Origin of the sequence: Bradyrhizobium sp. HKCCYLR20261 (assembly GCF_051168435.1) — a bacterium.
GTDB lineage: Bacteria > Pseudomonadota > Alphaproteobacteria > Rhizobiales > Xanthobacteraceae > Bradyrhizobium.
The window spans coordinates 26893-38843 of the sequence record NZ_JBNPUZ010000007.1; the positions used below are offsets into that span (position 1 = coordinate 26893).

The 11951-nt window shown below is 65.3% G+C and carries 15 protein-coding genes; 12 read left to right on the plus strand and 3 right to left on the minus strand.

What is annotated here, in order from left to right:
- Positions 1–16: 16 nt before the first annotated feature.
- Positions 17–433, minus strand: a complete 417-nt coding sequence (locus tag ACQR1L_RS18140) for an ArsC/Spx/MgsR family protein (protein ID WP_434859285.1) — start codon at positions 431–433, stop codon at positions 17–19.
- Position 434: 1 nt separating this feature from the next.
- The gene (locus tag ACQR1L_RS18145) at positions 435–866 is read right to left on the minus strand and encodes a response regulator transcription factor (RefSeq protein WP_041756928.1); all 432 of its coding nucleotides are present in this window, start codon (positions 864–866) and stop codon (positions 435–437) included.
- Between the two features lie 417 nt (positions 867–1283).
- On the opposite strand from ACQR1L_RS18145, the gene nifH reads away from it, so the two are divergent.
- From nifH to ACQR1L_RS18200, 11 genes are all read left to right on the plus strand, one after another.
- Positions 1284–2171, plus strand: a complete 888-nt coding sequence (gene nifH / locus ACQR1L_RS18150; RefSeq protein WP_012045780.1) for a nitrogenase iron protein — start codon at positions 1284–1286, stop codon at positions 2169–2171.
- Positions 2172–2255: 84 nt separating this feature from the next.
- A complete protein-coding gene (locus tag ACQR1L_RS18155) occupies positions 2256–2981 on the plus strand; it encodes a nitrogen fixation protein NifQ (RefSeq protein WP_434859286.1) in 726 nt (241 codons plus the stop codon).
- A gap of 17 nt (positions 2982–2998) precedes the next feature.
- Positions 2999–3493 carry a Fur family transcriptional regulator Irr gene (irr, locus tag ACQR1L_RS18160; protein WP_434859287.1) on the plus strand — a complete coding sequence of 165 codons (495 nt, stop codon included), beginning with the start codon at positions 2999–3001 and terminating at the stop codon, positions 3491–3493.
- A 331-nt stretch (positions 3494–3824) separates the two neighbouring features.
- Positions 3825–4964, plus strand: coding sequence for a homocitrate synthase (nifV, locus tag ACQR1L_RS18165; protein WP_434859288.1), 1140 nt, complete (start codon positions 3825–3827; stop codon positions 4962–4964).
- Between the two features lie 2 nt (positions 4965–4966).
- Positions 4967–5758 carry a serine O-acetyltransferase gene (gene cysE / locus ACQR1L_RS18170; RefSeq protein WP_315721302.1) on the plus strand — a complete coding sequence of 264 codons (792 nt, stop codon included), beginning with the start codon at positions 4967–4969 and terminating at the stop codon, positions 5756–5758.
- A complete protein-coding gene (gene nifW / locus ACQR1L_RS18175; RefSeq protein WP_434859289.1) occupies positions 5755–6093 on the plus strand; it encodes a nitrogenase stabilizing/protective protein NifW in 339 nt (112 codons plus the stop codon). Before cysE ends, nifW begins: the two co-directional genes overlap by 4 nt.
- Positions 6094–6350: 257 nt before the next feature.
- Positions 6351–7196, plus strand: coding sequence for an electron transfer flavoprotein subunit beta/FixA family protein (locus ACQR1L_RS18180; RefSeq protein WP_434859290.1), 846 nt, complete (start codon positions 6351–6353; stop codon positions 7194–7196).
- Positions 7197–7231: 35 nt separating this feature from the next.
- Positions 7232–8338 carry an electron transfer flavoprotein subunit alpha/FixB family protein gene (locus tag ACQR1L_RS18185; RefSeq protein ID WP_434859291.1) on the plus strand — a complete coding sequence of 369 codons (1107 nt, stop codon included), beginning with the start codon at positions 7232–7234 and terminating at the stop codon, positions 8336–8338.
- A gap of 19 nt (positions 8339–8357) precedes the next feature.
- Positions 8358–9665: an FAD-dependent monooxygenase gene (locus tag ACQR1L_RS18190; protein WP_434859292.1), complete on the plus strand. Its 1308-nt coding sequence runs from the start codon at positions 8358–8360 to the stop codon at positions 9663–9665.
- Positions 9666–9707: 42 nt separating this feature from the next.
- Entirely contained in the window at positions 9708–10004 is a 297-nt protein-coding gene (locus ACQR1L_RS18195; RefSeq protein WP_006609708.1) for a ferredoxin family protein, read from the plus strand.
- A 152-nt stretch (positions 10005–10156) separates the two neighbouring features.
- Positions 10157–10363: a TOBE domain-containing protein gene (locus ACQR1L_RS18200; RefSeq protein WP_434859293.1), complete on the plus strand. Its 207-nt coding sequence runs from the start codon at positions 10157–10159 to the stop codon at positions 10361–10363.
- A 26-nt stretch (positions 10364–10389) separates the two neighbouring features.
- Here ACQR1L_RS18200 and ACQR1L_RS18205 read toward each other — a convergent pair whose 3' ends face one another.
- A complete protein-coding gene (locus tag ACQR1L_RS18205) occupies positions 10390–10953 on the minus strand; it encodes a DUF2478 domain-containing protein (RefSeq protein WP_434859294.1) in 564 nt (187 codons plus the stop codon).
- A 121-nt stretch (positions 10954–11074) separates the two neighbouring features.
- Here ACQR1L_RS18205 and modD point away from each other — a divergent pair, with 121 nt between their 5' ends.
- Positions 11075–11941 carry a ModD protein gene (modD, locus tag ACQR1L_RS18210; protein ID WP_434859295.1) on the plus strand — a complete coding sequence of 289 codons (867 nt, stop codon included), beginning with the start codon at positions 11075–11077 and terminating at the stop codon, positions 11939–11941.
- The last annotated feature ends 10 nt before the right edge of the window (positions 11942–11951 follow it).

Sequence of the window (11951 nt, forward strand, 5' to 3'; positions counted from 1 at the left end):
CTTCGACCGGAGCCGCTCAGCGCGGCTCCGGGCAGGGTGAGGCCTCGGGCCGCGTGCAGCCCTGGACGTCGTCGAGATCATCCTCCCGCTGCAGCAGCGACAGCACCGGCTCGCGATCGAAGCCGGCGCAGCACTGGCCGCCGGCCTCGATCAGGGGACGCCGGATCAGCAGCGGGTCCTCCAGCATCAGGTCGATGGCTGCGACCGCGTTGGTCGCCTCCGGCTCGATTTCTCCGGATTTGACGCGCGGCGAGGCCGGGTTGAACCAGGACCACACCGGCGTTCCGGCGAAGTAGGCGCGCAGCCGCTCGCCGGTCCACGGTTCGGTCAGGAGATTTCGCGCGACGACCTCGTGGCCGGCGCGCGTTAGCATCAGCTTCTGCCGGGCGTTGGTGCCGCAGCCCGGCTTCTCGTAGAACACGACGGTGGCCACGTCAGAGCCCGCCGAGCTGGACCAACTGCGCGCCGCCGGCGCGGCCGAGAATGGTGTCGACCTTCTTGCGCACGGACTCGATGGTGAGCGGCTTGACCACTGCGCCATGCGCGCCCGCCTTCAGCCCTTCGATGGCGATCGCCTCGTCCGCCTTCGCGGTCACGATCAGGATCCGAACGCCCTTGAACTTGGCGGCGATCTCGCGCACCAGCTCAGGCCCGCGCTGCTTGAGAAAGGAGACCCCGAGCAGGACCACGTTCGGCGCCAGCCAGTCGACGCCCTTCTCATAGGCTTCTTCCGGTGTCGCCAGCTCGTGAGTCTCGATCTCATCGTGCAGCATGAACTGCAGGGCGGCGCGGGTGATCTCGTCATCATCGATCACGAACACGCGCCGCTGGTCCACCGCTTTCGCCGTTTCAACTCCGATCTGCATCGCATCCTCCTCAAATCGCAAGATCCTTGGCCGCAAGGCTGCGATGAGGATCTAGCAAATCCCGTTCCGGCTCGGATTCCGCAGGAAAACAGTAGCCGTTGTGTCGTTTCGGACAGCGCGGCACCGCGTGCGATCTTGCGAAGCGTTCCGATGTCGGGTTTGCAACAACCCGTATCGCTGGGCGGTTTGCTTGGCATCTCCTTCTAAACACGATCATTTTGTAGCGCGGGGCGCGCTGGCACAGCCGTTGCAAAACTCTGGTCAGGCAATGGTTGAGGGCTGAGTGCACGCCGACGCTTCGGACGAGCGATGCTCTCCTTCCCAATAACCCGTCTGCCGGTTCGGACACATGAGAGGACGCGGTCACGCTCCGCTGCAAGCGGGCGCGGCCATAGCAATCGGTTGATGGAGAGCAGAATGGCATCCCTGCGACAAATCGCATTCTACGGCAAAGGCGGCATCGGCAAGTCGACGACGTCGCAAAACACCCTGGCCGCGCTGGCCGAGATGGGTCATCGGATCCTGATCGTCGGCTGCGACCCCAAGGCGGATTCGACCCGCCTGATCCTGCACGCCAAGGCGCAGGACACCATCCTGAGCCTGGCCGCTGCCGCCGGCAGCGTCGAGGACCTCGAGATCGAAGAGGTCATGAAGGTCGGCTATCGCGACATCCGTTGCGTCGAGTCCGGCGGTCCGGAGCCGGGCGTCGGCTGCGCCGGCCGCGGCGTGATCACCTCGATCAACTTCCTGGAAGAGAACGGCGCCTATGAGGACATCGACTACGTGTCCTACGACGTGCTCGGCGACGTGGTCTGCGGCGGCTTCGCGATGCCGATCCGCGAGAACAAGGCGCAGGAGATCTACATCGTGATGTCCGGCGAGATGATGGCGATGTATGCCGCCAACAACATCTCCAAGGGCATTCTGAAGTATGCGAACTCCGGCGGCGTGCGCCTGGGCGGCCTGGTCTGCAACGAGCGCCAGACCGACAAGGAGCTGGAGCTGGCTGAGGCCCTCGCCAAGAAGCTCGGCACCCAGCTGATCTACTTCGTGCCGCGCGACAACATCGTGCAGCACGCCGAGTTGCGCCGCATGACCGTTCTGGAATACGCGCCGGAGTCGGTCCAGGCCAACCACTACCGCAACCTGGCGACCAAGATCCACGGCAATGCCGGCAAGGGCATCATCCCGACCCCGATCACGATGGACGAGCTCGAGGACATGCTGATGGAGCACGGCATCATGAAGGCGGTCGACGAGAGCCAGATCGGAAAGACTGCCGCCGAACTCGCCGCAACGGCTTAAGCAGTCTTGGTACCGGCCTTCCTCCCGTCGGAAGGCCGGTACCTCTTCTTCGAACTCTCATCGGCCTCGATAGGAGATCGCGCCATGACCATCGCAATCGTCGATACGTCGCATGCCGCCGCGGTGAACCTGCAAGCACCGCTCGCTTTCGAGGACGACAAGCGGCATCATGGCCGGCAGATCTACCGCCTGCTCACAGGGAACGACCCAGCCGAGGCGGTGATCGACGACGACTTCGACTTCGACCGCCACGTGATCGCATCGATCCTCGCAGTGTCGGCGATGGAGCATGGCGCGCTCGCTGAGCGCGCAGGGCTTTCGACCGTCGAGCTGATCGCGCTGCTGGCGCAGTTGTTTCCCGCTGCCGCGATCGATTCGACCTGGCTGCCGATCAACGGCGCAGCTCCAGCGCCTGATGACGACGAGATCGCGATGGTGCGCGATCTGCTGACGGCACAGCGCTCGACCGATGGCGACGTCAGCCGCTGGCTCGCGGCGATGGTCGCTCGGCGCGCGATGGAGCCGAACCATCTCTGGGAAGACCTCGGCCTGCGCGAGCGGTCCGAATTGTCGCGGCTGCTGATGCGCCATTTCGGGCCGCTGGCGAGCCGCAACACGAGAAACATGCGCTGGAAGCGCTTCTTCTACCGCATGCTGTGCGAGGACGACGGCTTCGTGATGTGCACGACGCCGGTCTGCACCCAATGCAACGATTTCGCGCTCTGCTTTGGCGAGGAGAGCGGTGAGAGCCGGATGGCCGAGCGGCGCCGCGAGGTGGCGCTGCAGGAGGCGGCCAACGCCGCCATGTAAAGTCAAGGACTGCGACGATGTTGATGGACCCCCAGCTTGGATCTCCCTGCAACTCCGACCACGGACGCTGTCCCGAAGCGGAGACCTGCGAGGCTGGCGAGGCCCTGATGCGCCGCTGCGAGGACGCGCTGAGGCTGGCCGGCTTGCGTCCGACCCAGCAGCGCCAGCAGCTCAGCCGCATCCTGTTCGGCAATGGCAACCGTCACATCACCGCCGACGTGCTCTATGCCGAGGCGGTCGCGACCGGCATGAAGATCTCGCAGGCGACCATCTACAATACGCTCAATCAGTTCGTGGAGCTCGGTCTGCTCAGGCAGATCGGCGTCGACGGCTCCCGGTCGTTCTTCGACACCAACACCACGGTGCATCCGCACTTCTTCTACGAGGACGAGGGCGAGCTCGTCGACGTGCCTGATGTCGTCGCGTTCGAGCAACTGCCCGAGCCGCTGCCGGGCTATGCCATGGAGCGGGTCGACGTCGTCATTCACCTGCGCCGTAATCGCCACGGCTGAGGCACGGGCCACCGCGTCGACCGCAAGTCTTTCCATCTCCGGCACGTCCGATTTCCGACCCTGTTACAAAGCCGACAATCTCGGTCGTTCGGAAAACACACGCAAACTCAAGCGATTAAAGCGGTGGCCGGCCCTGGCATGGCCGTTGCTGAGTGACTGACAGGCCGTGGATGGAGCGTCGAGCTCTGGCGGTCGACACAGGTTGCGACGGAGCAAGTGAATGCCTGACGTCCTCGGACCGCGCGGGCCCAAGAATGGCATCAGGAGTGCCCGGGATGCCGGCTCTGCTTTCGGGAGCAAGGGTTTTGGGAGTTCGACGTCCGGGAGCCCGATGCCCCGGGTCATCCTGAACGACACCACGCTCCGCGATGGCGAGCAGGCCCCGGGCGTCGCTTTCGCCCTCACCGAGAAGGTCGCGATCGCCCGCGCGCTGGCGCGGGCCGGCGTTCCCGAGATCGAGGCCGGCACGCCCGCGATGGGGGCCGACGAGATCGCCGCCATCCGCGCCATCGTCGAGGCCGATCTGCCGGCAACCATCATCGGCTGGTGCCGTATGCGGGAGGCGGACGTCGATGCCGCCATCGCCGCGGGCGTGTCGATGGTGAATGTCTCCATCCCGACATCGGACGTGCAGATCGCCGCCAAGCTCGGCGGTGGCCGGAGTGCTGCGCTGGATCTGCTCAAGCGCGTCGTGGGTTATGCCAGGAGCCGAGGATTGGCGGTCGCCGTTGGCGGAGAGGACTCGTCGCGCGCGGATGTCGGTTTTCTCGCTGAGGTGATCGCGACCGCGAAGGCGCTCGGTGCGCGCCGCTTCCGTGTCGCCGATACGCTGAGCGTGCTCGATCCCGACGCGACCTCCGCGCTGGTCGGTGCCTTGCGTGCGACGACCGACTTGGAAATCGAGTTTCATGGCCATGACGATCTTGGTCTCGCCACCGCCAACACGCTGGCCGCGGTCAAGGCCGGCGCGACGCATGCATCCGTCACGGTGATCGGGCTCGGCGAACGCGCCGGCAATGCGCCGCTGGAAGAGGTCGCCGTGGCGCTGCGGCAGCTGTACGGCCGCGAGACCGGAATCGTGCTGGCCGAGCTCGACCATGTCGCGAATGTCGTGGCCGCCGCCGCGGCGCGCGCGATTCCGCTCAACAAGGCGATCGTCGGCGAGCATGTCTTCACCCACGAGTCGGGAATTCACGTCGACGGTCTGCTCAAGGACCAGCGCACCTATCAGGCGCTCGATCCGATGCTATTCGGCCGTTCCAACCGGATCGTGATCGGCAAGCATTCAGGTCTCTCGGCGATCACCTCGCTGCTGTCGGATCTGCGCCTGCCGGCGAGCGCCGACCAGGCGCAACGCATCCTCGCGCGGGTGCGCAAGCATGCGGTCGCGCACAAGGGGCCGGTGCCGAAGGAAGCCGTTGCCGCCATCTGGCGCGAAGTCTGTGATCACCCGCACGCGAGCTTTGCCTGATCATGACCGACATCGTGGATAACCCGATCGCCAAGCCCGTCGCCGCCGAAGCGAGCCCGCCCTCGTTGTTCCGGCTGATCCGCGAGGACATCGGCTGCGTCCGCTCGCGCGATCCGGCCGCGCGCAGCGAGATCGAGACCTTGCTGACCTATCCCGGCATTCATGCGCTGATCTGGCATCGCCTCGCGCATCGCTTCTGGATCAGCGGCTGGCGCTTTCCGGCGCGGCTGTTGTCGTGGCTCGGACGCTTCCTGTCCAATGTCGACATCCATCCGGGCGCGCAGATCGGCCGCCGCTTCTTCATCGACCACGGCGCCTGCGTCGTGATCGGCGAGACGGCCGAGGTCGGCGACGACGTCACCCTGTACCACGGCGTCACGCTCGGCGGCACGTCCTGGTCGCCGGGCAAGCGGCATCCGACGCTTGAGAATGGCGTCGTCGTCGGGGCCGGCGCAAAAATCCTCGGTCCGATTACGATAGGCCCGCGCACCCGGGTCGGAGCCAACTCCGTCGTCATCCAAAGCACGCCTCCCGATGTGACCGTGGTTGGAATCCCCGCGAAGGTGGTGCGGCCGGAGTTCACGCACCGTCGCACCGTCGGCCGTATCGATCTCGATCATCATCTGATGCCTGATCCCGTGGGAGAGGCGCTGTCGGTGATGCTCGACCGCATCGAGTTCCTCGAAGCGCAGCTCGCGCATGTCCGGCAGAAGGTCCGCCAGGGGCCGCCGCCGCCGGCGCCGATCAACGGATGCGAAGTTGACCCGACTTTGACTCAAGGAGCGAAGCAATGAGTGCGGCAACACCGAATGTGCTCGAGCAACTGAAGCAGACGTCCGCGGCCGAAGAATTCTTCAAGCTGCTCGGCGTCGACTACGATCCCAAGGTCCTGAACGTCTGCCGTCTGCACATTCTCAGGCGGATGGGCCAGTATCTCGTCAGCGAGGACTTCTCGGGCGTCTCCAACGAGGAGATCGCAACCCGCTGCAAATCGTTCCTGGAGCAGGCCTATCAGGACTTCGTGGTGTCGACGCCGCTCGACCAGCGCGTCTTCAAGGTGCTCAAGGAAGCCGTGGCGCCGCCGAAGCCGGCGCCCAAGCCGTTCGTGTCGCTGACGACTCTCAAGTAGCAGACGAACTCATCATGATATCCGCAAGCGCCGCCGGTTCTGCCGGCGGCGCTTCTGTTTGCTAACGAGCTAAGCGAGTTGAGCTCCTGTCGTATTCCCGACGCGTGTTGCTTGCGACGTGTCGGACCTCTGCAGGACGTCTCGGCAGAATTTCAAGTGTCTCGGTCAAGGCATTGAATCGGCGATGAGATTCATCGTGCTCGAAACTGGTACGACAATTGCTGTCCTGATTGCAGGCCCTACACCGGAGAGATCGCATGCATATCGTCGTCTGCATCAAGCAGGTCCCGGACTCCGCGCAGATCCGCGTCCATCCGGTGACCAATACCATCATGCGCCAGGGCGTGCCGACCATCATCAATCCCTACGACCTGTTTGCGCTTGAAGCCGCGTTGCAGCTGCGCGACAAGTTCGGCGGCGAAGTGACCGTGCTGACCATGGGTCCGCCCTCGGCCGAGGATTCGTTGCGCCGCGCGCTGACCTACGGGGCCGATCGCGCGGTGCTGCTCACCGACCGCTTCTTTGCAGGTGCCGACACGCTGGCGACGACCTATGCGCTGGCGACCGCCATCCGCAAGATCAGCGAGACCTTCGGTGCGCCGGATATCGTGTTCACCGGCAAGCAGACCATCGACGGCGACACCGCACAGGTGGGGCCCGGTATCGCCAAGCGGCTCGGGCTGCTGCAACTCACCTATGTGGCCAAGATCAACGAGGTCGATCCGGTCGCGCGCACCATCGAGGCCGAGCGCCGCTCGGAAGGCGGCGTGCAGGTGCTCAAGACCAAGCTGCCTTGTCTCGTGACGATGCTGGAGGCGACCAACGAGATTCGCCGCGGCGCCATGGCCGACGCACTGCGCGCCGCGCGGGCGCAGATCGTGACCTGGAGCGCCAAGGACGCAGGCGTCGAGGACATCTCCAAGTGCGGCCTGAAGGGCTCGCCGACCATCGTCAAGCGCGTGTTCGCGCCGTCGGCACGCGCCGAAAAGGCGGTCTTCGTCGACTTCGCCAATAAGCCGCCGGCGGAGGCGCTGATCGAAGAACTGTTCAAGCGCCAGCCGAAGCTCGAAGCCGAACTGATTTCGTCGGCGCACGGCTTCTGACCAACGGCTTCTGACGGATCGAGGGAACGACGACCATGAGCGAACCCACCAAAGCACCGCCCGCCGCAGCCGGTCGCGCCGCGACCAAGAAGGAGCTGCCGGAGCATTTCAAGGCCTACAAGCACGTCTGGGTGTTCATCGAGCAGGAGCGTGGCCAGGTTCATCCTGTCTCCTGGGAGCTGATGGGCGCCGGCCGCAAGCTCGCAGACAAGCTGAAGGTCGATCTCGCAGCGGTGGTGATCGGACCGCCCGGAGAGGCCGTGCAGCATGCCGCGGCGGAATCGTTCTGCTACGGCGCCGATCTCGCTTATATCGTCGCCGACGAGGTGCTCACCGACTATCGCAACGAAGCCTACACCAAGGCGCTGACGGACACCGTCAACACCTTCAAGCCTGAGATCCTGCTGCTCGGTGCCACCACCCTGGGCCGTGATCTCGCCGGCTCGGTGGCGACCACCTTGCTGACCGGTCTCACCGCCGACTGCACCGAGCTCGACGTCGATGCCGACGGCTCGCTGGCGGCGACGCGGCCGACCTTCGGCGGCTCGCTGCTCTGCACGATCTACACGCTGAACTACCGGCCGCAGATGGCGACCGTCCGCCCCCGCGTGATGCCGATGCCCGAGCGCGTCGAGAAGCCCGCGACCCGGATCATCGAGCACAAGCTCGGCCTGGTCGAGGAGGACATCGTCACCAAGATCCTGTCCTTCATTCCGGACCGCGACTCCGCCAAATCGAATCTGGCCTATGCCGACATCGTCGTCGCCGGCGGTCTGGGCCTGGGCTCGCCCGAGAACTTCCAGCTCGTCAAGGGGCTGGCTGCGGTGCTCGGCGCCGAGTTCGGCTGCTCGCGGCCGCTGGTGCAGAAGGGCTGGGTCACCTCCGACCGCCAGATCGGGCAGACCGGCAAGACCATCCGTCCGAAGCTCTATATCGCCGCCGGCATCTCCGGCGCGATCCAGCATCGGGTCGGCGTCGAGGGCGCAGACCTGATCGTCGCCATCAACACCGACAAGAACGCGCCGATCTTCGACTTCGCGCATATCGGCATCGTCACCGACGCGATCCGGCTACTGCCGGCGCTGACCGAAGCATTCCGCGCGCGTCTGTCGCCGCATTCGCGCGACCGCATCGCTAGCTAGGCACCAGAGGAGCAGGGCAATGATCGAGGAACGTTTCGACGCGATCGTCGTGGGCGCCGGCATGGCCGGCAATGCGGCTGCGCTGACCATGGCCCAGCGCGGCATGAAGGTGCTGCAGCTCGAGCGCGGCGAGTATTCCGGCTCGAAGAACGTGCAGGGCGCGATCCTCTATGCCGACATGCTGGAGAAGCTGATCCCGGAGTTCCGCGAGGAGGCGCCGCTGGAGCGGCACCTGGTCGAGCAGCGCTTCTGGATGCTGGACGACAAGTCGCATGTCGGTCTGCACTACAAGTCGGACGACTTCAACGAGGAGAAGCCGAACCGCTACACCATCATCCGCGCCCAGTTCGACAAATGGTTCTCGTCCAAGGTCAAGGAAGCCGGCGCCACGGTGCTGTGCGAGACCACGGTAACGGAGCTGGCTCAGGATGCCTACGGGAAGGTGATCGGCGTCAGGACCGATCGCCGCGATGGTGAGATCCACGCCGACGTGGTCGTTTTGGCCGAAGGCGTCAACGGCCTGCTCGGCACGCGCGCCGGCCTGCGCGAGCGGCCGAAGCCGGAGAACGTTGCGCTTGCGGTCAAGGAGATGCACTTCCTGCCGCGCGAGACGATCGAGGCACGCTTCAACCTCAAGGGCGACGAAGGCGCGGTGATCGAGGCCGCCGGCACGATCTCCCGCGGCATGACCGGCATGGGCTTCATCTACTCCAACAAGGAGTGCATCTCGCTCGGCATCGGCTGTCTCGTCTCCGACTTCCAGAAGACCGGCGAGACGCCCTACGGCTTGCTCGAGAACTTCAAGCGGCATCCGTCGGTGGCGCCGCTGATCGAGGGCTCGGAGGTGAAGGAGTACTCGGCGCACCTGATCCCCGAAGGCGGTTACAACGCGATTCCCGAGCTCTGCGGCGATGGCTGGGTGGTGGTCGGCGATGCCGCCCAGCTCAACAATGCGATTCATCGCGAGGGATCGAACCTTGCCATGACCTCCGGCCGCATCGCGGCCGAGGCGATCTTCCAGGTCAAGTCGCGCCGCGATCCGATGACCAAGGCTAACCTTTCGCTCTACAAGAAGATGCTGGAGGAGTCCTTCGTCATCAAGGATCTGAAGAAGTACAAGGACATGCCGGCGCTGCTGCACAACCAGTCGCAGAACTTCTTCCTCACCTATCCGCAGCTCGTCTCCAAGGCAATGCAGAACTTCGTGCGCGTCGACGGCACGCCGAAGAAGGAGAAGGAGAGCAGCACGCTGCGCTCCTTCGTGAGTGCGCGGTCATGGACGGGCCTGTTTGGCGACGCCTTCAAGTTCGCGCGGGCGTGGCGCTAGTCGAGGAATGAACGAAGCAACCGAACCCAAGGGAGAACGGACATGAGCACGGATGTCGCAGTGCGGGTCGAAGACAAGCTGTTCTACAATCGCTACCAGGTCGATCCCGGCCGGGCCCATATCAAGGTCCGTCCGCATACGACGCCGAGCCCGCAGCTCAAGGCGCTGCTCAAGGCCTGCCCGGCCCGGTGCTATGAGCTGAACGATTCCGGCCAGGTCGAGATCACCGTCGACGGCTGCATCGAATGCGGCACCTGCCGGGTGATCGGCGAGGCCAGCGGCGACATCGAGTGGAGCTATCCGCGCGGCGGTTACGGCGTGCTGTTCAAGTTCGGTTGAGATTGGCAGAGGCCAGGGACGGCGTAGCGCATGACGCGTGTGGCCGTCCGGTCTATCCTATATCATAATTGATATAGGTCATTGAGTCCTTGTGCCGTCTCTGCTTACATCCGATCGCAGCAATGGAGCTGCGGGGGAATGAGGAGCGGCAGGTGAAGCTGAGCGCACGGAATGTTTTGCCGGGGACGGTCGTCTCGGTGTCCAAGGGCGCGACCACGGCCCATGTCAGGGTCGAGCTCGCGCCGGGATTGACGGTGTTTTCGGCGATTACCAATGAAGCCGTGGAAGAGCTTGGGCTCGCCGTCGGCGACACTGTGTCGGCCGTGATCAAGTCGTCCGATGTGATGATCGGCAAGTAGCGGCCAGCCTTATGCGCCGGCGCCGGTCAGCCGGCGGAGGTACGAACCGTGCTGAGGTCCAGCCACCAGGACTCCATTGCGGAGCGCGACGGGGGCAGCAGGGTGCCGAGATTGCCGGTGAAGGTCCGCCAGTCTTCGATGCATTTCTGCGGCACGGCGGTCAGCACCGGAATTCCGGACGTGATCGCGTCAGCGAGCTCGCCGCGCAATCCGCCGCCAGCCGATTCCTGCTTGGAGAACTTGTTCACCACGATGAGATCGGCATGAGCGGCGATGGCGCGGTGGACGGCCATGCCGGCTTCGGCGAGGCCCGCGGAGTCGAGCTTGCAGGCGGTGGACCCGCTGCCGAGGTCCTGGCAGATCGAGATCGTATCGCCATTGGTCAGGTCGATGACATCCATTCCGCTCTTGCGGCCGATCTCGTCCCGCGTGTTGCGCTGGACGATGCCGCCGACGCGCACGCCGCGCTGCATCAGGCCTTGCACGAAATCGTCGAGCAGGGTGTCGGCATCGTCGCCCGGTCCGTAGAGAATCGCCGCGAGGCGGGGCGGATCGAGCTCGGCCGGTTCGGCAAGTTCGTGCGGCGTCATGGGGCGACCTCGGATGGCTGCCGTCCTCCCGCCTGACCATGTCGGTCCGGCGATCGAGGTCGAGCAGCGCGCTGGAGATATATCGAGAAACGGTCCTGGGGACCAAGAGGAGATGTCGCGCGTGCCGACCACCGCTACGAAACAGGATCTCGAAGCGCTCCTGCGCGATGATGTCCCCTATGGCGACCTGACGACGGAGACGCTCGGAATCGGAGCCGGGCCCGGCGTGATGCAGTTCGCGGCGCGCGGACGGATGGTGTTGGCGCTGGCGGAGGATGCGGCCGCGCTGATCGAGCTGACGGGCTGCCGCGTCGAATTGTTGTCGGGCAGCGGGACGGTGCTCGAGGAGGGCGCTCAGATCCTGCGCGCAGAGGGCGACGCTGCCGGCCTGCTGCGCAGTTGGAAGGTGGCACAGACGCTGATCGAGATCTGGTCTGGCGTTGCCACCGAGGCGGCCGCGATCGTCGGCGCGGCGCGTGCAGTGAAGCCTGGGATCGCCGTGGCCTGCACCCGCAAGAACGTGCCCGGCACCAAACCGTTCGCCGTTGCCGCCGTGAAGGCCGGCGGCGCGGTGATGCATCGGCTTGGCCTGTCGGAGACGCTTCTGGTCTTTCCGGAGCATCGGGCTTTTCTCGACGATGTGCCCTTGGCCGACATTGCGGAGCGGCTGCGGCGGGGAGCGCCGGAGAAGCGGCTGGTCATCGAAGTCACGACGATCGAGCAGGCGGTTGCGGCGGCCGTGGCCGGCTTCGACGTCATCCAGGCCGAGAAGTTTCCGCCGGCGGAGATCGGCGCGCTCGTGAAACGGGTCGAGACGATGGCCGCCTTGCCGAGGCGACCGATCATCGCAGCCGCTGGCGGCGTCAACGCCGGCAATGCAGCTGACTATGCCGCAGCCGGTGCCGATCTGCTGGTGACATCCGCGCCCTTTCTGGCGCGCCCGCGCGATGTGCAGGTGCGAATCTCGCGGAAGCCGCCGGCGGCATGATCGCGCCACG